General features: G+C 62.9%; 20 protein-coding genes. 7 read left to right on the top strand and 13 right to left on the bottom strand.

Annotated features, from left to right (window positions below; all coding sequences use genetic code 11):
* The first annotated feature begins 46 nt into the window (after positions 1-46).
* Positions 47-604 carry an AMIN-like domain-containing (lipo)protein gene (locus tag QP970_RS05750; RefSeq protein ID WP_239269023.1) on the top strand — a complete coding sequence of 186 codons (558 nt, stop codon included), beginning with the start codon at positions 47-49 and terminating at the stop codon, positions 602-604.
* Here the strand turns inward: QP970_RS05750 and QP970_RS05745 are convergent.
* Both QP970_RS05745 and imuA' read right to left on the bottom strand, forming a co-directional pair.
* Complete coding sequence (locus QP970_RS05745; RefSeq protein ID WP_239269025.1) at positions 601-2,133, bottom strand: DNA polymerase Y family protein; 1,533 nt, start codon at positions 2,131-2,133, stop codon at positions 601-603. The two genes, QP970_RS05750 and QP970_RS05745, sit on opposite strands and share 4 nt — an antisense overlap.
* Positions 2,130-2,792, bottom strand: a complete 663-nt coding sequence (gene imuA', locus QP970_RS05740) for a DnaE2-dependent mutagenesis accessory factor ImuA' (RefSeq protein WP_502870062.1) — start codon at positions 2,790-2,792, stop codon at positions 2,130-2,132. Before imuA' ends, QP970_RS05745 begins: the two co-directional genes overlap by 4 nt.
* A gap of 64 nt (positions 2,793-2,856) precedes the next feature.
* Between imuA' and QP970_RS05735 the strand changes: the two genes are divergently transcribed.
* Together QP970_RS05735 and QP970_RS05730 are read left to right on the top strand one after the other, a co-directional pair.
* Positions 2,857-3,276, top strand: a complete 420-nt coding sequence (locus QP970_RS05735) for a hypothetical protein (RefSeq protein WP_005277210.1) — start codon at positions 2,857-2,859, stop codon at positions 3,274-3,276.
* A 137-nt stretch (positions 3,277-3,413) separates the two neighbouring features.
* Positions 3,414-4,472: an HNH endonuclease signature motif containing protein gene (locus QP970_RS05730; RefSeq protein WP_239269027.1), complete on the top strand. Its 1,059-nt coding sequence runs from the start codon at positions 3,414-3,416 to the stop codon at positions 4,470-4,472.
* 63 nt (positions 4,473-4,535) lie between these two features.
* On the opposite strand, the gene guaA is transcribed toward QP970_RS05730, so the two are convergent.
* The 3 genes from guaA to guaB form a co-directional block, all read right to left on the bottom strand.
* Entirely contained in the window at positions 4,536-6,110 is a 1,575-nt protein-coding gene (guaA, locus tag QP970_RS05725; protein ID WP_239275576.1) for a glutamine-hydrolyzing GMP synthase, read from the bottom strand.
* A gap of 191 nt (positions 6,111-6,301) precedes the next feature.
* The gene (locus tag QP970_RS05720) at positions 6,302-7,453 is read right to left on the bottom strand and encodes a GuaB3 family IMP dehydrogenase-related protein (RefSeq protein ID WP_239269031.1); all 1,152 of its coding nucleotides are present in this window, start codon (positions 7,451-7,453) and stop codon (positions 6,302-6,304) included.
* A 7-nt stretch (positions 7,454-7,460) separates the two neighbouring features.
* Positions 7,461-8,981: an IMP dehydrogenase gene (gene guaB, locus QP970_RS05715; protein WP_023016786.1), complete on the bottom strand. Its 1,521-nt coding sequence runs from the start codon at positions 8,979-8,981 to the stop codon at positions 7,461-7,463.
* Positions 8,982-9,101: 120 nt separating this feature from the next.
* Between guaB and QP970_RS05710 the strand changes: the two genes are divergently transcribed.
* Positions 9,102-9,473 carry a DUF5319 domain-containing protein gene (locus QP970_RS05710; protein ID WP_239269033.1) on the top strand — a complete coding sequence of 124 codons (372 nt, stop codon included), beginning with the start codon at positions 9,102-9,104 and terminating at the stop codon, positions 9,471-9,473.
* Positions 9,474-9,492: 19 nt separating this feature from the next.
* Here QP970_RS05710 and QP970_RS05705 read toward each other — a convergent pair whose 3' ends face one another.
* Together QP970_RS05705 and QP970_RS05700 are read right to left on the bottom strand one after the other, a co-directional pair.
* A complete protein-coding gene (locus tag QP970_RS05705) occupies positions 9,493-10,251 on the bottom strand; it encodes a hypothetical protein (protein WP_239269035.1) in 759 nt (252 codons plus the stop codon).
* Between the two features lie 65 nt (positions 10,252-10,316).
* Entirely contained in the window at positions 10,317-10,889 is a 573-nt protein-coding gene (locus QP970_RS05700) for a sigma-70 family RNA polymerase sigma factor (protein WP_239269037.1), read from the bottom strand.
* A gap of 419 nt (positions 10,890-11,308) precedes the next feature.
* On the opposite strand from QP970_RS05700, the gene QP970_RS05695 reads away from it, so the two are divergent.
* Positions 11,309-11,605, top strand: a complete 297-nt coding sequence (locus tag QP970_RS05695) for a WhiB family transcriptional regulator (RefSeq protein WP_239269039.1) — start codon at positions 11,309-11,311, stop codon at positions 11,603-11,605.
* Between the two features lie 374 nt (positions 11,606-11,979).
* Here QP970_RS05695 and groL read toward each other — a convergent pair whose 3' ends face one another.
* The 5 genes from groL to QP970_RS05670 all read right to left on the bottom strand — a co-directional run bounded on the left by groL (position 11,980) and on the right by QP970_RS05670 (position 17,275).
* On the bottom strand, positions 11,980-13,599 hold the full coding sequence (gene groL / locus QP970_RS05690; protein ID WP_239269041.1) for a chaperonin GroEL: 1,620 nt from the start codon (positions 13,597-13,599) through the stop codon (positions 11,980-11,982).
* A gap of 9 nt (positions 13,600-13,608) precedes the next feature.
* On the bottom strand, positions 13,609-13,902 hold the full coding sequence (gene groES / locus QP970_RS05685) for a co-chaperone GroES (protein WP_005277188.1): 294 nt from the start codon (positions 13,900-13,902) through the stop codon (positions 13,609-13,611).
* 176 nt (positions 13,903-14,078) lie between these two features.
* On the bottom strand, positions 14,079-15,320 hold the full coding sequence (locus QP970_RS05680; RefSeq protein ID WP_284869778.1) for an ATP-binding protein: 1,242 nt from the start codon (positions 15,318-15,320) through the stop codon (positions 14,079-14,081).
* A gap of 106 nt (positions 15,321-15,426) precedes the next feature.
* Entirely contained in the window at positions 15,427-16,686 is a 1,260-nt protein-coding gene (locus QP970_RS05675) for an FtsX-like permease family protein (protein ID WP_239269045.1), read from the bottom strand.
* On the bottom strand, positions 16,670-17,275 hold the full coding sequence (locus QP970_RS05670) for an ABC transporter ATP-binding protein (protein WP_239269047.1): 606 nt from the start codon (positions 17,273-17,275) through the stop codon (positions 16,670-16,672). The genes QP970_RS05675 and QP970_RS05670 overlap by 17 nt, the downstream gene beginning before the upstream one ends.
* 112 nt (positions 17,276-17,387) lie before the next feature.
* On the opposite strand from QP970_RS05670, the gene QP970_RS05665 reads away from it, so the two are divergent.
* Positions 17,388-18,539: a sensor histidine kinase gene (locus QP970_RS05665; RefSeq protein WP_284869777.1), complete on the top strand. Its 1,152-nt coding sequence runs from the start codon at positions 17,388-17,390 to the stop codon at positions 18,537-18,539.
* Positions 18,536-19,171, top strand: coding sequence for a response regulator (locus tag QP970_RS05660; protein ID WP_284852068.1), 636 nt, complete (start codon positions 18,536-18,538; stop codon positions 19,169-19,171). The genes QP970_RS05665 and QP970_RS05660 overlap by 4 nt, the downstream gene beginning before the upstream one ends.
* Before the next feature lie 9 nt (positions 19,172-19,180).
* On the opposite strand, the gene QP970_RS05655 is transcribed toward QP970_RS05660, so the two are convergent.
* Positions 19,181-19,609 carry a hypothetical protein gene (locus tag QP970_RS05655; RefSeq protein ID WP_284869776.1) on the bottom strand — a complete coding sequence of 143 codons (429 nt, stop codon included), beginning with the start codon at positions 19,607-19,609 and terminating at the stop codon, positions 19,181-19,183.
* Between the last annotated feature and the right edge of the window lie 58 nt (positions 19,610-19,667).

The following is a 19,667-nucleotide window of genomic DNA, read 5'->3' as shown; positions in this document are numbered from 1 at the left end:
CCCCCAACGATAGGCAGTAATTACTAGAAATTATACTCTAGTGGTCATGTATAAAGCCCGCCTCTCGCTCCTGCTTGCCGCCGCAGCCTTCCTCACCGGCTGCAGCACCGAATCAGCGGATGACACCACCATGGCGGCCTCTGTGGGAAACTCGCACATCAACCCTCTGGGTGAGGCGGATATGAGCATGAAAACGCTGCGCCCTGAGGCCCCCTCAGAACTCGTGGTGACCAAGGTGCGCGTGGGCCAGCACGATGGTTTCGAGCGCGCCGTCTTCGAGCTTGAGGGCGAAGGCTCCCCGGGCTGGTTCGTGGATTATGCCGATAATCCCAAGCAGCAAGGCTCCGGCCAGCCCATCAACTATGCCGGCGATACCGCGCTCAATGTCAATATCGACGGCGTTGTCTATCCGTTTGAGGCGGGCATCGACGAGCCGCGCATCGGCATCGTCGAGGCACCTGCCGGTGGCGTTATTACCCAAGTGGTCAACGGCCGCACCTATGAGGGGCGCAGTCAGTTTGTCATCGGCATGAACCAGCGCAAGCCTTATTCCGTACAGGTACTAGAAAATCCCACGCGCCTCGTGGTAGATATTCGCTCCTAATACGTCGCCTCCACGCGCCAGCGCCCCTCTGACCACACCAAGAGCCAGGCGCGCTGGCGTTGCTCCCGCTCAGCCTGGCCCACAATTTGTAGCCGCGCCGCGTGCTGCGGCTTTTCGGTCCACCACTGCGTATCCACCGGCCACGGGCCAGCCCAGCCGATGACGCGGTAGCGGTGTGCGCCCCACCCGAGCGCCACGGGTACAGAGGATAGGAGGGCCTCGGCGGTGACGATGACGTCCCGCGCGGCGGCATCGATAAGCCGAATGCGCGCGGCCGGGTGGTTCGGCCCACCGCCTAGGCGCGCGGGAAGCGGCGCGGGGAGCCTGCCCGGCCAGCTGCCTTGCGGCGTGGCATCGCGCTGCTCCCCATAGGGAACGTACTCGATACGCTCGGCCACCCCGCGGCCACCGGCGGCCCGCGGCTGCAAGACGCGATCTATGCCCAACTGCGATTGCACGCGCGAAATTACCCGCTTGACTTGTTCCTGTGAGGCATCCCCGCCCCATAGGCCATCGGCCTGCGGCCTAGCTACCTCCACAGGCTCGAGCACCAGCCGCACGATCGCGGCACCGTCCTTGCCGCTCGAACGCGCCGCCGTAAGCCACCCATCCAGCTGCCAGCGCACCCGGTTCGCGGTCGCTTGCTCCGTCAACGCCTCGTGCGTGCGCCATACCCGGGCCACAGTTTCACCAGTGGCCAGCTCCGCCACCACGCGCAGGCGCACGCACACCACTTCCGCTTCCGCCAACCGCACGTGCAGCTGCGCGGCCAAGTGCCGAGCCACGAATGCCGCCGCATCCACGCGCTCGATGGATTGCTCGCTGCTCACGGACAGATCAGGCCGCGCCATTTCCGGGGACACGCGCTGGTCCGCCCGCGCGTGCGCCACCTCATGCGCGCGTTTTCCCTGCTGCCCAAACCGGGTAACCACCTGCTTAAACGGCAGCGCCGCCACATCACCCAGCCGGCGCACGCCCAATTTCTGCAGCTGGGCCACAAACTCCGCAGAAAACCCCAGCGCGGCCTCCGCGGCTAAAACACTCACGGGCTGGGCAGCCAAGAAATCCCGCGACTCTCCCTCCGGCACCACCGCGCCTACCCCGCGGTGCCGAGCCGCGATGATGGCCGTGGCAATCTCGTCTGCCACACCAAGGGTGGAATCAAAACCGGCGTGCGCGGTGGCATCGGCAAGCATCTCCAACGCCTCCGGCCCGTGGTAGCGCAGCGCCGCCCCCGCATCCACGATGGCCAGGCCGGGCCGCAGCACCTCTACGGACGAGGCCACGGCATCCAAGCCCGCCGCAATCTCCGCGAAGGCCGCGCCGTCCCTATCCGGGTTCGCCTCCATCACCTTTACCTCAGGGCAAATCGCTTGGGCCTGGCGCAGGCGCATCCCGCGCCGAATGCCGGCCCGGCGCGCCGCGCTATCGCAGACCAGCACCGCATGATTGCGCGCAACCAGCACCGGCCCCGCCTGCGCAACCGCCTGAATGGGCCAATCCGGAAACCACACCGCAGCCACCCTCATACGGCCTCCAACCTGCGGGCTTCGCCCATGGTGAGACTGCCGCGCGCCGTGCCCTTTTTCGAGTCCACCGCAAGATCGATATCCACGCCGCGGATGCGCCCGCTGCCCTTGCCGATGCCCCGATACGTACTCACCTCCGCCCCAATGCGCACCGCGGTGCCCGGCAGCCGCGCACCCACGGTCAGCACCGCGGCCTGCCCGCCGCGGATCTTCGCCCACACCGGCCGCGCCTTGGCCGGGCTCAGCTCGCCGGGCGGGCCATGGTGGATAATAAGGTCCATGCCCTCTGCCAGCACGCTGGTTACTGCCCATGACTCCAGGCCCGGATCGGGGACGGTGACCACGTTATTGAGCTTCCCTATTTCGGCAACCTGTGCGAGAGAAAGATCCGGCCACCCCACTATCCCCACATGGCCCCCGCGGGCCGTAAGATGGCAGATAAGCTCCACCACGAGCGCGGGACATTCCGCGCACGAGACCACCTTCCGCCGGGCGAGCCCACCTGCGGGAAGTAGCCGCGCCAGCTGGGGAAGGGTGTCTACCAGCTCGTCTTCATCCTCCTGCTCCATCGCCTGCATGCGGGCGCGCAGCACCGCAACGCGGTCGGGCCTATCCAACCCTGCCACCGCTTTTTCCAGGCGAACGTTCGTTTGACTCACCCATACAGTATGAACCCCCAACCGGACACATGCAACTGTATGTTCGAATGGTAGCCTTAAGCGCATGAACCTGAACGAGGCCTACGGTGCTATGCGCGAGAATCCAACCCCCATCCCCACCCCGCCGTGGGTGCGCCTCGGATCCTCCATCCTGCTCGGCGCCACCGTCGCGCTGCTGACCACCCGCACCCATTTCTTCGCCACCCTATCTGGGGCCGCGGTCTGCCTCGTGGCGGCCTTCGTCTTGGTCTTTGCCCACCCCTACCGCCGCGAGATGCGATCCTATGCCGACCGGCACGATGCCGATCTCATCCCCACCATCGCGCAGCTAGTCCCGCTGATGATTCTATGGCTCCTCATCATGCTCGCGCCCATCCTAGGCCTGCCCGCGTGGGGCTCGGCGCTGGTGTGGGTTGCGGTCTCATGTATAAGTTTTATCGCCTTCCCCCACGTGGATGGCACGCGCCGGCTGGCCTTCGTCTAATCCATGCGACACTGCGGGGACTTATCCACAGGATTTCCCCGAGTTTTCGCGCTGCGGATCCGGGTTATCCACAGTTTGTGCCCTTGCGGTTGCCCTAGCAATTGAGCGCGGGCTGCTACCGCCCTAGCGTAGGCGGCATGAACGCACTCGAGACCTACCTCACCGCCCTCGCGCCCGGCATGGATATCATCGCCGCGTGCCGCGGTCTATCTGGGTCTGAGCTCATGGAGCGCGGCGCGCCCGATACCATCGCCGCCGACCTGCTCCTTTTGTGCGAAAGCTACTACGGCCGCACCGCCTTTAGCCGGATGCAGCGCCGCGCCATTGCCGATGCCCGCACCAACGCCCACCCCATTGCCCTCCTCGCCGGCATCGAGCGCGTGGTTAATCGCGCGCCCAGCAAGAAGCAGGCGTGGGAGCTGCGCGCGGAATGCTGTGCGATGTCCGCGGAGATGAGCGCCATTATCAAACACGCCCGGCGCCGGGTGCGCGAGATGAAAAAGTCCACGGTCAGCCCCGGCGTGCGCACCTATCGGCGCCCCAATGACTACTGGACGCTCGCCATTACGGGTACCTCCCGCTTCATTGCGGATCTGCAGGGCGCGATTACGGCCGCCGATAAAAAGCCGCTGCAGGCGGTGGAAGATATCTTCTTCGGTACAGGCAGCGCCGCGCGTTCCACGGTGGTCACCAACGCCGTCGTGCCGCTGGAGAAATTCATTCGCATTCGCGATGGCCACGGCGACGACGTGCAGCTCGATCTCACCAATGGCGCGACCATGTCCGGAACCGAGTACCTGCGCCGCGTGCTTAACGATGCCGGCTATTCCGCCCCCGGCCTCAGCGGCAGCGGTGACGGTGAAACGGGCTATGTCACCCTCGTACATCCGGTGGAGGGGCCGGTCAACCTCTACCGCACGGCGCGCGTGGCCACCGATAAGCAGAGGATGATGGCGGCCGCGGAAAATCCGCGCTGCGCCTGGCCCGGATGCAATCAGCCGGCCGATTTATCCCAGGTCCACCACCTCACGGCCTGGAGCCGCGGTGGGGAGACCAATATGAACAACCTCGTCGTGTGCTGTGCTTACCACAACGGCATCAACGACGACGATCCCAATGCCCCGCCCCGGCGCGGGCGGCTAGAAAGAGTGGGCGGTCGCATCGTCTGGCGGCCACCGGTGACACCCCGTAACTAGCCGCAGGCATGCGAAAAGGCGCTCAAGCACTGAGCGCCTTCTACGCATGCCGTTTTGTGGTTTTTACTCCCACTCGATGGTTCCCGGTGGCTTGGAGGTGCAATCCAAGACCACGCGGTTGACGTCCTTAACCTCGTTGGTGATGCGGGTGGAGATCTTCTCTAGCACGTCATACGGCAAGCGGGTCCAGTCCGCGGTCATGGCATCCTCGGAAGATACCGGGCGCAGCACGATGGGGTGGCCGTAGGTGCGGCCATCGCCTTGGACGCCGACGGAGCGGACATCGGCAAGCAGCACGACCGGGCACTGCCAAATCTCCTCGTCCAAGCCGGCGTTGGTCAGCTCGGTGCGGGCAATCAGATCCGCCTGGCGCAAGGTCTCGAGGCGATCCTCGGTAACCTCACCAATGATGCGGATGCCCAGGCCGGGGCCTGGGAAGGGCTGGCGGCCGACGATCTCTTCCGGCAGGCCCAACTCGCGGCCCACCGCGCGCACCTCGTCCTTAAAGAGTAGACGCAGCGGCTCGACGAGCTCGAACTCGACGTCATCTGGGAGGCCGCCGACGTTATGGTGCGACTTAATATTGGCGGTACCGTCGCCGCCGCCGGATTCGACGACGTCCGGGTACAAGGTGCCTTGGACGAGGTAGTCGACGGTGGAGCCGGCGGGGGCATCGGCAAGCACGCCGGCCACGGCGCGCTCGAAGGAGCGAATGAACTCCGCACCGATAGCCTTGCGCTTTTCCTCGGGGTCGCTAACACCCGCCAGCTTCTTGAGGAAGGCCGAACGCTCGTCGGCAGTGACCAGCTTGGCGCCGGTCGAGGCCACGAAGTCAGTTTCGACCTGCTCGCGCTCGCCCGCGCGCAGCAGGCCGTGGTCGACGAAGACGCAGGTCAGGCGATCGCCGATGGCGCGCTGCACCAAGGCCGCGGCCACGGCAGAATCCACGCCGCCGGACAGGCCGCAAATAGCGCGGCCCTCCTCGCCTACTTGGGCGCGAATATCCGCGATGAGCTGCTCGGCGATATTATCGGCGGTCCAGTTTTGCTCCAGACCGGCAATCTCCGTGAGGAAGCGGGTAAGCACTTCTTGGCCGTGCGGCGAGTGCAACACCTCTGGGTGGTACTGCACGCCGGCCATCTGCTTGGCCGGGCACTCCATCGCGGCGACGGGGGCGCCGGCGGAGGTAGCGGTTACGTCGAAGCCCTCGGGGGCGGCGGCGACGGCGTCGCCGTGGGACATCCACACCTTGTGCGTGGGCTCGAGGCCCTCGTGCAAGATGCCGCCCTTGACGTCGATATCGGTGCGGCCGTATTCACGCTCACCGGTAGACGATACGGTACCGCCGAGAATGTGGTTCATGGCCTGGAATCCGTAGCAAATGCCGAAGACCGGAACGCCAAGCTCTAGCAGCTCAGGCTTGAGCGCCGGGGCGCCGTCGGCATAGACGGACGACGGGCCGCCGGACAAAATGAGCGCGGCGGGGTCCTTGGCTTTGATTTCCTCGATGGAGGCGGAGTTGGAAACAACCTCGGAGTAGATTTTGGCCTCGCGCACGCGGCGGGCAATGAGCTGCGCGTACTGAGCGCCAAAGTCCACGACGAGGACTGGGCGCGGGGTAGTATTTGGCTTAGTCACGCCCCATAGTCTAACCCATAGGCCCCGCGGCCCAGGAAGCGCTTACCTATGTGGGGCATTGCGGCGGCTTTCGCGCCGTGGGGCGCGGGCCGCACAGGCAACTCGCCATGCAAGGGGGGCGGGAGTGCAGCTGCGAGGGGCGCAGCGGTGCGGCGCGGGTCCCGCACGATGCGAGGCGCGCCGCGTGCTACTTAATAGCGCACCGCGAGCTCGACCTTCTGGAACGACTTCAGGTCGGTGTACCCACACTTTGCGAGGGCACGCCGCAGCGCACCCACAAGGTTGGTGCGGCCGAATGGCTCGCTGGATGGGCCATGCAGCACGGTTTCCAGGCTCGGCGCAGCCGCGGGTGCGGCATCGCCTGCGGTAAGAAAATCCACATCGAGGTCGGTATCGACGCCGGCGAACTGCGCATATCCGCGCGGGAACCGCGGGTGGCCTGCGGTAGCCGGCCAGTACCATCCCCTACCGCCTGCCTCTCGGGCCTGGGCGAGAAGGGGGCCGAGCGCGACGCTATCGGCACCGCAGGCAAAGGCCTTGGCGATGGTCCCGGAGTTATCGAATTCCGCATCCGCAATGATGTGCACGTAGCGACCTTCGGTCTCGTCGAGGTAGTCACGGCGGGCCGCGGCGGCATCGGCAATGGCGGTGGCCATGGCGGTATCGATGCCGACGGTTTCCGCGTTGGTCGTCACGCCCGCGCCCACGATGACGCCGGCCGCCCCTGTGCGCATTAGGTGCAGCGCCGTGGTGTAGTCCGCCACGCCACCGGCGATGACGGGCACTTCGAGCGAGCCGATAAATTCCTTCAGGTTCAGCGGCTCGCCGCCCGTGGCGACGTGCTCCGCGGACAGCAGCGTGCCCTGGATGAACAGTAACTCGGCCCCAGCCGCAATGGCCTTCGGCGCCATCTCGCGGGCATTTTGGGGCGAGACGCGCACGGCGACGGTCACACCGGACTCGCGCACTTGGGCAATGCGGGAGGCAAGGAGGGCATCGTCAAGCGGGGCGGCGTGCAATTCCTGGATGGTGGAGTTATCGCCCGGCTGGGAATAGATGCGTGCCAAGGCACCCTCAAGGTCCTCGTGGCGGCCCCACAACCCTTCGGCGTTGATGACGCCGAGCCCGCCCTGCTGGCCCATCTCGATGACGAACTCGGGCGTGGCGAGCGCATCGGTGGGGTGCGAAACGAAGGGGGTATCGAAGGTATAGGCATCGATATTCCACGTGGTATCCACGTCCTTGGACGAGCGCGTGCGGCGCTGGGGAACGATGGAGACCTGGTCTAAATCAAAGGTGCGGCGGGCCTCGCGGCCGATGCCGATTTCGGCGTATTCACGCATGTTTGTCCTAGCGGTAGTTCGGGGCTTCGGCGATTTGCTGCAGGTGGTGCGGGTGGGATTCCTTCAGGCCCGCGGCGGTGATCTGGACAAATCGCTTGGTCTTGAGCTCATCTAGGGTGGCCGATCCGGTATAGCCCATGGCCGCGCGCAGGCCGCCGATGATTTGGTGCACGATGGCATCGATCTCGCCGCGGAAGGGCACGCGACCCTCCACGCCTTCTGGCACCAGCTTGTCCTCGCTGCGCACGTCGGCCTGGAAGTAGCGGTCCTTGGAGTAGGAACGCTTTTCGCCGGAAAGCCCGCGGCCCTGCATGGCGCCCATGGAGCCCATGCCGCGGTAGCGCTTGTACTGCTTGCCCTGGTAGACCACGATGTCACCGGGCGCCTCGGTGGTGCCGGCGAACATGGAGCCCAGCATGACGGTATCGGCACCGGCGGCCAGCGCCTTGGCGATGTCACCGGAGTACTGCATGCCGCCATCGCCGATGACCGGCACGCCCGCGGGGGCGGCGACGGCTGCGGCTTCCATCAGCGCGGTGATCTGCGGCGCACCAACGCCGGCCACGACGCGTGTGGTGCAGATGGATCCCGGGCCGATGCCGACCTTGATGGCGTCCGCGCCGGCGTCGATCATCGCCTGGGCTGCCTCGCGGGTGGCAAGGTTGCCGCCGATGACATCGACCTTGTCGCCAAAGTCCTTCTTCACGCGGGAGACCATCTCGAGCACGCGGTTATTGTGGGCGTGGGCGGAGTCGACGACGAGGGCGTCAACGCCGGCATCGACAAGCGCGGCGGCGCGCTGATAGGACTCCTCGCCGGTACCAATGCCCGCGGCAACCAACAGACGACCGGAAGCATCCTTGGAGGCGTTGGGGTACTGCTCGGATTTGACGAAGTCCTTGACGGTGATAAGGCCAATGAGCTTGTTATTGGCATCAACAATAGGTAGCTTTTCTACCTTATTGGCCGACAGCAGCTCTAGGGCCTCGTCCTTGGACACGCCCTCGCGCGCGACGACGAGCGGCATCGCGGTCATGACATCGCTGACCTTGCGATCAAAGTCCGGCTCGAAACGCATATCGCGGTTGGTGCAAATGCCCAGCAGGGTGCCGTCCTTATCCACGACCGGCAGGCCGGAAATGCGGAAGCGGGCGCACAGGGCATCGACCTCGCCAATGGTCATCTCGGGGCGGGCGGTGACCGGGTCCGTAACCATGCCGGACTCAGAGCGCTTGACGATTTCTACCTGCTCAGCCTGCGCTTCCGCAGACAGGTTGCGGTGCAGCACGCCGATGCCGCCCTGGCGCGCCATGGCGATGGCCATGCGGGCCTCGGTTACGGTATCCATCGCTGCGGATGCCAGCGGCACGCCCAGGCGAATATTTCGGGTAAATTGCGCGCCGGTATCGACCTCAGAGGGCACGATATTGGACTCGGCGGGCAAAAGAAGCACGTCGTCGAAGGTCAAGCCGCGCAGGGCTACCTTGTTCGGGTCATCTCCACCAGTGTGAATAGGGTAATCGCTCATCGAGGTATCTCCTTAAACAGGTTCAGCGGCTACCCCAACTGTAGTGTGTGCCCGGCCAATGACACCATTCAGGCTAGGGGTTAATTGCCTTAAGCGGGCAAGTTCAATAGGCTCGCAGGCGTGAACTTCTTCGCCAATATGCCCCGCGATCCTTTTGCAGACGATCCGAATGACCCCGCCTCCTTCCTGGAGGAGGACGAGCAGGTCATGCCGCTTTCCGATGAAGACCGCCTCGCCCTCATCCACGATCTCGCCCTGGTAGAGAAATTCGCAAGTGTGCTCGGCCCGCGCGGGATCGATGGCATCTTCTTCCTGTGTGAAGACTGCCAGGAAAACCACTTCTACGAGTGGGATATTATGGCCGCCAATATGCGCGCAACGCTGGCGGGCGAGCTCGCCCCAGTGCACGAGCCTGGAGCAGAACCCGACCCGCGCCGCTACGTGCCGTGGGACTACGCGCTAGGCTACTTGGACGGCCTCGAGGGCCGCTAGGGTTGTAGCACTGCCCTCGCTACTCGGCGCCCGCCCCCAACTGAATAGTTGTGGTGGGTGCTTCTTCGGGCTCGCGCGTCTCCGGCTGCGGATTCGCTGGCGCCTGCTCCGTTACCACCACGGTTGAGGTCTCGTACTGCGTTTCCGTTACGGTCTTCGGCGCTGGCTCAGGATTCTCCTGCGACTTTTGGCCCGGCGCGGTCTCGGTGGCGGTTTCCGTCACGGTTTTCGTCTTCGGGCGGGCAGGACGCTTCTTTTCGGCTTCTTCCTTGGCGGCGATGGCATTTTCTTCTTTGCCTTCAGCCTCTTCGAGCTTGGTGCGGGCTTCCTTCATAAGCTCGCGCGCACCTTCGATATCTCCCTCTGCCGCGCGGGATTCCATCTCATCTAAGGTGCCGGCCAACTCCACGTTGCGGGTCTCATCCGGCCTATCAAATACGCCAGAATTAACCATGACCCCGCCCGCACCGGCGAGGATGACTGTGGCGGCGGCCGCGCCGATAAGTCCATGCATCACGGGGCGATTGCGCCGGCGAGACCGCGCCTTATCGAGGCTGATGACGGCCGGTTCTTCCTCTACCCCATCCACGCGCGGGGCTGGCGGCATCTGCTTATCGATGTCCCCCTTCAGCCCCAACAGCAGCCCAGCGAGCTCATCGCTGCCATTGGAGGGATCCTTGCCCTGCGACAGCTCGGTGAGGAATGCATCATCATCTACCAAGGGCTGGAGCTGCTCCGTCAGGTCATCGTTATTCTTTTTAGAATGCTTGGAGGCCATGATGGTTTCTGTCCCTCCTTCCTTTCTTAAGGTTTACGCGTGTCTCTAGAGCGGGGGTTGTGGCTTTAGCCCTCGGTGGCTAATTGTTGCCCAAGGGCCTTTCGCAATTGTGCGAGAGCTCGGTGCTGTGCGACGCGAACCGCGCCCGGGGTAGACCCCACGATATCGGCGGTTTCTTCTGCCGAAAGCCCAACGAACACGCGCAAAATAACGATGTTTTTTGCCTTGTCACTTAAGGTATCGAGCAAGGCGCGCATTCTGTTACTACCATCATTTTCTAGCGCCCATTCCTCGGGAGTCGCCTCGTTTGCGGTGCTTTCTGGAAGCTCCTCGGCGGGCGTGGAGCGATCGCGGCCCATGGCGCGGTGGGCATCGGTTACCTTATTAAAAGCGATGCCGTAGACATAGGCCATGAAGGGTCGGCCCTTATCTTCATAGGATTCGATAGATGTGGCGACGGCGAGGCAGATTTCTTGGGTCACGTCCTCCGCGGTGGGCTGGCGCCCGCCACCGATGCGCGCACGACAATAGCGCAGCACCTGCGGATGAATAATTTGCAGGATAGATTGCAGTGCGCGGCGGCTTCCACCAGCGGCCAGCGGAACGAGATCCGCTAGCTCTTTATCCTTATCGCTCACGAGTGCACCCTCTGCAGACTATTAAATCGATATTCAACCATATTTCCTCTGGGGCAGGGAGTGCAAAGGGACAACTGCCTTGCACACCTCCGCCTCGGCACTGCCCTTGCTTGGCGATGCCCCAGCAAAGAAAACCCCACCAAGAAACCCGTGCCCAGCGGTTGTACCCGCTTTGAAGGCGGGTTTATGGCCCCTGCACAATAGAAAGAGGAAAATTCATAATTCGTTAACCTTAGCCATTATTGCAGGTAAATGGGCGCTAACGAGTCCCATAAATAGATACAATACCTAGAAGTTAAATACTAGTAACCCTTTGTTTACCAAGACGCGACACACTACAAATCGTTGCGGTTCGCGGATGACTCTCCACCGGCCGCCAGCGTAAGAATTCTCGTCCTGTTATAAGGAGCTTAAGAAACGTGTCTCAGTCCAAGTCTCTTCTCGGACCTACTGCAGATGTATGGGATTGGCAGTTGCAAGGTGCGTGCCGCGGTGAAAACTCGGACGTGTTTTACCATCCAGACGGAGAGCGTGGCCGAGCCCGCGCCCAGCGCGAAAATCGCGCCAAGGCCATCTGCAATTCCTGCCCGGTTATCGAGCTCTGCCGCGAGCACGCCCTGCGTTCGGCCGAACCGTATGGCGTCTGGGGCGGCATGAGCGAGTCTGAGCGCGTGGTGGCGCTGCGCAAGCGTCGCCGCGAGACGGTCAACGCTTAACCCAAAAATTAAGTTAGCGCGCAGAGCCCACACACCGCGTTCGTGGCGGGCGGGAGTGCGGGGTTCCGAATTATCCCTGCGTAGCAAGCGCCTGCTGCAAATAACGCCCTGTGAGGGACTCCTTCGAGCCCGCTAAGTCCTGGGGCGTGCCGCTAAAGACGAGGCAACCTCCAGCTGAGGAGGACCCCTAAGCTTGGCGCCTTTTGTGAACTATCCTCTCTTCTGCTGCCGCTGGCGGCTAAAAAGGCCTACCGTGGCATCGCACGGGTTATGTGGTTCCCGCGTGCTTTACGTATAAGCCAGAAGCCCGCCGCAGCCTCCCCAATAAGGCGGGGAAGGCGCGGCGGGCTATGGGGCTAGGTATAGCGCAGGAATTAGTGGTGGTGATGGCCGTGGCCGGCCTCAGCGTTATCTTCTTCCTGCGGCTTTTCCACGACGGATGCCTCGGTGGTAAGAACCATGCGGGCAACGGAGGTGGCATTGACCACTGCGGAGTGGGTGACCTTCACGGGATCGATGATGCCGTTATCAATGAGGTTGCCGTACTCCAGGGAGTTGGCGTTAAAGCCTTCACCGTTGGCCATCTCAGAAACGCGGGAGACGATGACAGAGCCATCGAGGCCTGCGTTTTCTGCGATCCAGAATGCCGGTCGGGTCAGAGCGCGGGCGACGGCGAGCACGCCGACCTTAGCCTCGCCCTCGAAGTCCTGGGCAAAGGACTCGAGTTCCTTAGAGATCTGCACCAGCACGGAACCGCCGCCGGCGATGACGCCTTCTTCTACGGCCGCGCGGGCGGCGTTGATGGCGTCCTCGACGCGCAGCTTGCGCTCGTTGACCTCGGTCTCGGTTGCGGCACCAACGCGGATAACGGCGACGCCGCCGGAGAGCTTAGCCAAGCGCTCCTCGAGCTTTTCCTTATCCCAGGTGGAGTCGGTGCGGGCGATTTCGCCGCGGATCTGTTCACGGCGATCATCGAGGGCTGCGGCGCTGCCGCCGCCATCGACAAGCACGGTGTCTTCCTTGGTGATGGTCACGCGGCGCGCGGAACCCAGCACCTCGAGGCCGACTTCGTTCAGGTTGACGCCCACCTCAGGGTCCACCACGGTGGCGCCGGTAACTACGGCCAAGTCATCCATGAAGCCCTTGCGGCGCTCGCCAAAGTACGGTGCCTTCACGGCGGCAACCTTCAGGACCTTGCGGATGGAGTTGACCACGAGCGCCTGCAGCGGCTCGCCCTCAACGTCTTCCGCGATGATGAGGGTCGGGCGGTTGGTCTCCGCAATCTTTTCCAACAGCGGCAAGAAATCCGGCAGGGAAGAAATCTTGTTGCGGACGAGCAAAATGGCGGCATCGTCAAGCACGGCGTGGTTAGTCTCTTCCTCCGTAGCGAAGTACGGGGAAAGGTAGCCCTTGTCAAAGGAAATACCTTCGGTGACATCCACGGTGGAGTCCATGGTCTGGGACTCCTCGACGGTGACGACGCCGTCCTTTCCCACCTTTTCCATGGCGCCGGCAACCATCTCGCCGACCTCCGGATCGCGGGAGGACACGGTGGCTACCTGCGCGATTTCGGAGGCGGAGTTGACCGGAGTGGCGCGTGCTTTGAGCTCCTCGACGGCCTTTTCCGCCGCTGCGGAGATGCCGCGGTTGAGCTCAATTGGGTTAGCGCCGGCTGCAACGTTGCGCAAGCCCTCAAAGATAAGCGCCTGGGCCAGCAAGGTCGCGGTGGTGGTGCCGTCGCCGGCGATGTCGTTGGTCTTGACCGCAACGGACTTAACCAGCTGCGCGCCGAGGTTCTCGAAGGGCTCCTCGACGTCGATATCGCGGGCGATGGTCACGCCGTCATTGGTAACGGTCGGGCCACCGAAGGCCTTGGACAATACGACGTTGCGGCCGCGCGGGCCGAGGGTGACCTTGACGGCATCAGCCAGCGTATCGACGCCGCGCTGAATTCCCTCGCGGGCTTCTTGGTCGAATGCAATAAGCTTTGCCATAAGTAGTTCCTACTTCTCGATGATGGCGAGGATGTCGCGCTGGCTCAGCAGCAAGTACTCTTCGCCGTCGTACTTCAGCTCGGTGCCGCCGTAGCGGGAGAAGACAACGGTGTCGCCTTCCTTAACGTCCATGGGGATGCGGTCATCGTCGTCTTCCCAGCGGCCCGGGCCGACGGCAATAACGGTTGCTTCCTGCGGCTTTTCCTTTGCCGAATCCGGGATAACCAGGCCGGATGCGGTGGTGGATTCTGCTTCTACGATCTGTACGAGGACGCGGTCCTCAAGCGGCTTAATAGTTGCCATGATGTTTCCTCCGTATTGTTCGTTTGCGCACCTTAATGGCGCGCGCGTGCCGGTTGTGGATGTCCAGCACAGCCGTCGTCGCGGGTGAACAACTGTGGGTCAAACAACCTGATTAGCACTCTACCCTCGTGACTGCTAACCCTCAACAATGACGCGATCCCCGCTGCCGGACCGCGCTACGGCGCCAAGTGCGTCAGGGACACCACGTGTACTCCGCTCGGATGCCGAAAGCTCAGGTTTCCTCCCGTCACGATCATTAAGACGGGCGGGACCTCCCATTCAAAGCACTCTGCGAAGGCCTGCAAATTGCTTGCCGCCTTCTCAATGATCTCTTGGCTTTGCCCCAATTTAATTTCTACGAAAACGGTCCTGCCTGCCAGCTCAAATACCGCATCTACTTCCAGCCCAGATGCGTCACGGGCGTGAAAAATACGCTTTCCACTTAACACCGCTAAGTCGTGGACTACTTGGGATTCAAAAAGCTGCCCGGCAAAGGCAAGGTTGCGCAGCAACTTGTCTGGGGACGCGTCCACGGCAGCAGCGGCCAACGCCGGATCCGCCAGATGCCTCTTCGGTGCCGTTCGCAGACTAGCCCGCGAGCGCAGATGAGACGACCACGCCAGCTGTTCTTCCACGATGAAGATGCGCTGCAACGCAGCAAGGTACTCGCTGACCGTAGCCCTTTGCGCGCCAATATCGGCAGCAATAGAAGAAATGGACTGTTCTGTGGCTACCCCACGGGCAAGCGAACGAATAAGTGTCGTTACTTTTACCGGATCCCTTCGCACACCATCGGCGGCATTAATATCCACGTGGGCCACAGTATCGATATAACTGCGCAGATTCTCCTGCGCCGCCTCAACGGAATAATTCCGGTTTGCGGGCCAGCCGCCATGCGCCATGCGCGTAATGACCCCTGCAACATCCACGACCGTTTCCCCATTCGACTGCGGGGATTCCTGAGCTACCAATTCGGCTAATGATACTGCGCCATTAGAATGCCCCGACTCATAAAAACTGAAGGTCTTCATCCGCAGCCTGGCTATGCGCCCCGCACCCGAGTGCCTGGATTGTTCCTCCATTGGCGCAGTCGACCCAGTAAGAATGAACTGCCCAGGCGCTTGCCGACGGTCAATCTCATGCCGCACCAAGTTCCACAACTGCGGTTTTTCTTGCCACTCATCAAAAACTCGCGGCGTATCCCCCTCCAACGCCAAATCCGGGACGGTGCTGAGCTGCATGTCGAGGTTTAAATCCGTATCCACCTGGACAAGACTGCCCGCAATTTGCCGAGCGGTCGCGGATTTCCCACAGCCCTTTGGGCCTTCTATCAACACTCCACCGGATCGCTGCAGGACTCCATGAAGCCGCGAATCCTCTACTCGCGGGAGATAAAAATAGCCTTCTTGACCAGTCATTTTAAACCCATCCATCAGTTTGAGTGCGTTCTACCCATCAGAATATCAGAGTTTCACCCATCAGTTTGAGTGCGTTCTACCCATCAGAATATCGGCGATCCATCCATCAGTTTGTACGGATCTGGGCGGTTGAGCGCAGGAATCCCGCGAGAATGAGCTTGACCGCACACAGCGCAAGAAACATGGCGCCAAAAATTAGACCGAATGGCGCCCACCACACTCCGGCAAGCCCCTCCCACAGCGCGCTCATCCCGGAATAGAAATCGGGATGCAACAGGTGGTTGAGCAGCGCGACCACCGTCACGCTCAAGGTGATGACTATGGCCGCGGCAGTAATGGTCAGGCAGAAGGCCTCGCCCACCTGCACCCGCGCCCACGCCACCGGCGCGGCGCCGGCCAATCGCAGGCCGCGCACATCGCTGGCGATGCGCGAGCGCATGATGAGTGAGGTCAACACCGCACCAACGATGCTTGGGGCAACGACTGGGCCGAGGAATGCCGCGAAGACTCGCCCCGATGACAGGGTGTCGAGGCTGTCCGTACCTTTGAGCATCATCACCCCAGAGCCCACCGCCACGATCAGGCCGCCGAGCAGCACCCACGGCACGATATGAGGCACGGAAAAGCGGCGGCGCACCCGCACGTTGGCCCCGGCGATGCCGCACAAGCGCGTCCATTGGTCCACGGCGGGCATCAGCCACGGCGTCATGAGTGCAACCAGGATGACCAGCCCCATAGAGGCGGCGAGGCTATCGCCCGGATCCTCTATCTGCAGGCAGCCGTAGACGGCACCGCCTACCAAACCAACGGCAACAAGGCAGCGCAGCACTACCCACACCGGGCGCGGTTCCACCCGCGGGCGAAAGACCCGGCGCAGCGGTATGAGGGCACCGCAGACCGCCGATGCCACGCAGACGGATACGGCGATGCGGATGACCAGCGGGGTAATGGCCAACTCCGGCATGGGAATCCCGTCGCTGCGAAAGGCCGCGGCCATGGGGTCGACCAATAGGCGCGCCGGGAAGGTCCCGATGAGCGCCGCGATAGCGCTCACGGCACTCACCTGCCCCACGATGAAGCTATTGATCATCCACCCAGGCATGCCGATCATGCGCCACGAACGGTACACGGGTTCGCGCTCCTCAATGATCAGCCGCATCTGGGACAACGTGATCAACACAACGGCGCAGACCGCCATGCCCAGCACGGTGCCGCCGAGCGGCCCAGTGGGATCTTCGTCCGCGTCCGAGGTGGCCACCAGCATCGATACCGCCAGCGCGCACGCGGCCGAGGAAACCACCATGGTTAGCGCCACGGCAAGCCATGAGAGCCAATTGCTTTGTAAGTCCTTAAGCCACACCAGCATGGTTGGCCTCCTGGAGCTCAATGATGCGGTCGGCGGCCTCTGCGGCGAGGTGCGAGTGGGTCACCATGACCACCGCGGCCCCACCCCGTGCGGCGGTGCGGAGGTGGGTGAGGACGAGCTGGGCGGTGGCATCGTCAAGCGCGCCCGTGGGCTCATCAGCAAAGATATACGGCGCACCGGCCAGCAAGGCGCGCGCAACGGCGACGCGCTGCTGCTGACCGCCGGACAGCTGCGCGGGCAGGCGGCGCTCCAGCCCGTCAAGCCCCAAAGACTCGAAGGTCTTCTGCACCGCGTCCCGGGTGCAGCGCCGGCCGGAAAAGTGCGCGGTCAACGTGGCATTTTTGCGGGCGTTGAGCGATTCCAGCAGGTTATAGTCCTGGAATACGAAGGCGCGCTCTGTGCGGGCCGGCGCGTTGACCGTGCCGGAACTGGGCTTATCCAGCCCGGATAGCAGGTTCAACAGCGTGGTCTTGCCGCTGCCGGATGGCCCCATAATCGCGACAAATTCCCCCGGCTCGATGCTTAGGTCCACCTCGGCGAGTGCGGTATGGCTGCCGTAGCGCTTGCTCAGATTTTGTGCTTTTAACATGCCTTCCATTCCACCGGCCGTGCCCCGCACGCGCGATGGGGAAGGCTGCCCGAAAAATGGTGGGGCTAGCTCTACTGCCACCACCCCGGCGCGGCGGCTAGGCTGAACGGATATGCGAACTGTCAAGGCCAACGGGTGGAGCCTCGTCCTCGGAATACTTGCCCTTCCGGGACTGGTGATTTCGGTGCTCATGCTGCCGTGGATTCCGCTGGTAGCCCGCGCCGCGGAGTTTATCGGCCGTTTTGGTGCGAAGTGGATGGGCGTTGATATTCCCCCACGGCGGGCCAACCGTTGGTTTGATTGGCAGCAGTTTTATCACCTTTTACTGCAGCTTCTTATTTGCGTGGCCTGCTTTGCCAACTGGGTCTCTGTCGGTTTTGTCGCGGGCGTACTGGTTATCGCGCCGTTTATTCCGCAGGCCGAGTTCAACGTCGGCGAGTGGACCACCGATAATCGCCCATTGATTTTTGTCGTGTGCTGGCTCGCGGCCGCCGTGCTCTTCGTCCTACTGGTGGTGCTCAACCGCCTGCTGGTCAAGGCCTCCATTTCCCTCACCCGGCTCGCCCTGAGCCCCTCTGCCCAGGAGTTGGCGGCCTCGCGCGCCACGCTTATTGATGCCTTTTCGGGTGAGCGCCGCCGCATCGAGCGCGAGCTCCACGATGGCCCCCAGCAGTACCTCACCGCGCTCAAGCTCAACCTGGCCGCGGCAAAACTCCAGTCCCCGCCCGAGGCTCAGCAGGCGCTTGCCGATGCCGAACATAACGCCACCCATGCCCTATCCGCCCTGCGCGCTACCGTGCGTGGCATTGCACCACAGGTGCTTTTCGATGACGGCCTCATCCCCGCCCTCGATGAACTCTTGGCCCACAGCGGGCTCGACGCGGAATTGCACGTTGAAGGCGCGGAACGCTCGATTGGGGAAACGACAGCACTACTGGCCTACCACGCGGTAGCAGAAGCGCTGACCAACGCATCCACCCACGGCGCGGCCACCGCCGCCAGCGTGTCCATCTCTTTTGGCGACGATCTCCGCCTCAGCGTCCGCGATAATGGCGTCGGCGCTGGGACCAGCGCCGACACGAACACCGGCACGAGCATCGGAACACACTCCGGAAAGAGCACCGGAGCAACCGCGGGCACAGGGCTGGCCGGGCTGCGCGAGCGGGCCGCGGCACTTGGCGGCACCGTCGACTTCTCCCCTGCCCGTACAAAGGGACAAGGAGCAACCTTCACCATGTCACTACCGCTAAAGGAGGCCCGATGAAACTCTTATTGGCAGAGGATTCTGCCCTCTTGCGCGCCGGGCTAGAACAGCTTTTGACGGCACTGGGCCATAGCGTGACCGCTGTCAACGATGCCGAGGAATTGCGCGCCTGCGCGGGCAGCGATGACTTCGATCTGATCATTAGCGATGTCCGCATGCCGCCTACCATGAGCGATGATGGCTTGCGTGCCGTGCACGATGTGCGTGCGGCGGACCCGTCGCAACCGGTGGTGGTGCTCAGCCAATACGTGGCGGCGAGCTACTTGGACCGGCTCTTAGAGCACGGCGGATTCGGCTACCTGCTCAAGGAGCGCGTATCCGATGTGGACGAATTCGTGCACACCCTTGAGGAAGTGGCGGGTGGTGGCACCGTCGTCGACCCAGAAGTGGTCACCGCCTTGCTATCCGCGCGGCGCACGGGGCTGAGCCAATTAACCGCCCGCGAACGCGAGGTTTTAGGGCTCATGGCGCAGGGCTTGAGCAATCAAGAAATTGAAGACGCGCTGGTATTAACCGCGGGCGCGGTGAGCAAGCACGTGTCCAATGTTTTTCTCAAGCTCGGGTTTCGTCCCGAAGACGCCAATCGCCGCGTCAAGGCCGTGCTGATGTGGCTGCGCCACACCGAGCGTTAAAAAGGGTGCTTATGCGCTCTTTGTGGAGTTGATGACCGCAGCGCGCCAGAGCGTGTACTCGTCCGGGAAATCCTCGCGGTAGTTTTTCACCGCACGGATGCCGTGCTCGACGGAAGCGATGACCTCGTCGATGGAGTCCTCTTCGCCCTCTGCATCCACGAAGATAACTGGGCCGCTGATAGCGCGGATGGGATCTTGTAAAAAGGCGGAGTTTCCCGTGTCGGCGGCATTGCGCGCCAGGGAAGCAACCGGGTTGGGCTCGGCGCCTTCCTGCTTAGCTTCTGGGTTATACAGCGCGGCGTAGGTCGTCCCGTCATCTTGAAAGACGACGGAGACGCGCCCCTCGGTGGTGCCGCCCAAAAACTGGTTGGCGTGTTCTAATTCGAACTCGATTTTTCGGCGAGTGAGATCGGGGTTGACGAGGAAACCAACGGTCATGAGAGAAAGCTCCTTTAAAGCCGAGAGGGCATGAACGCGTTAAAGGTTACCGCCGACT

Source organism: Corynebacterium sp. MSK073 (genome assembly GCF_030232085.1).
Lineage (GTDB): Bacteria > Actinomycetota > Actinomycetes > Mycobacteriales > Mycobacteriaceae > Corynebacterium.
Note: the sequence above shows the minus strand (reverse complement) of the source record. Positions and strands in the feature narration are given on the sequence as shown.

Excerpts from the sequence above, each read along its gene's own strand:
- QP970_RS05750 (WP_239269023.1), top strand. The coding sequence starts at position 47 with ATGTATAAAGCCCGCCTCTCGCTCCTGCTTGCCGCCGCAGCCTTCCTC.
- QP970_RS05745 (WP_239269025.1), bottom strand. The coding sequence starts at position 2,133 with ATGAGGGTGGCTGCGGTGTGGTTTCCGGATTGGCCCATTCAGGCGGTT.
- QP970_RS05735 (WP_005277210.1), top strand. The coding sequence starts at position 2,857 with ATGAACCTGAACGAGGCCTACGGTGCTATGCGCGAGAATCCAACCCCC.
- QP970_RS05730 (WP_239269027.1), top strand. The coding sequence starts at position 3,414 with ATGAACGCACTCGAGACCTACCTCACCGCCCTCGCGCCCGGCATGGAT.
- QP970_RS05720 (WP_239269031.1), bottom strand. The coding sequence starts at position 7,453 with ATGCGTGAATACGCCGAAATCGGCATCGGCCGCGAGGCCCGCCGCACC.
- guaB (WP_023016786.1), bottom strand. The coding sequence starts at position 8,981 with ATGAGCGATTACCCTATTCACACTGGTGGAGATGACCCGAACAAGGTA.
- QP970_RS05705 (WP_239269035.1), bottom strand. The coding sequence starts at position 10,251 with ATGGCCTCCAAGCATTCTAAAAAGAATAACGATGACCTGACGGAGCAG.
- groL (WP_239269041.1), bottom strand. The coding sequence starts at position 13,599 with ATGGCAAAGCTTATTGCATTCGACCAAGAAGCCCGCGAGGGAATTCAG.
- groES (WP_005277188.1), bottom strand. The coding sequence starts at position 13,902 with ATGGCAACTATTAAGCCGCTTGAGGACCGCGTCCTCGTACAGATCGTA.
- QP970_RS05680 (WP_284869778.1), bottom strand. The coding sequence starts at position 15,320 with ATGACTGGTCAAGAAGGCTATTTTTATCTCCCGCGAGTAGAGGATTCG.
- QP970_RS05675 (WP_239269045.1), bottom strand. The coding sequence starts at position 16,686 with ATGCTGGTGTGGCTTAAGGACTTACAAAGCAATTGGCTCTCATGGCTT.
- QP970_RS05670 (WP_239269047.1), bottom strand. The coding sequence starts at position 17,275 with ATGTTAAAAGCACAAAATCTGAGCAAGCGCTACGGCAGCCATACCGCA.
- QP970_RS05665 (WP_284869777.1), top strand. The coding sequence starts at position 17,388 with ATGCGAACTGTCAAGGCCAACGGGTGGAGCCTCGTCCTCGGAATACTT.
- QP970_RS05660 (WP_284852068.1), top strand. The coding sequence starts at position 18,536 with ATGAAACTCTTATTGGCAGAGGATTCTGCCCTCTTGCGCGCCGGGCTA.
- QP970_RS05655 (WP_284869776.1), bottom strand. The coding sequence starts at position 19,609 with ATGACCGTTGGTTTCCTCGTCAACCCCGATCTCACTCGCCGAAAAATC.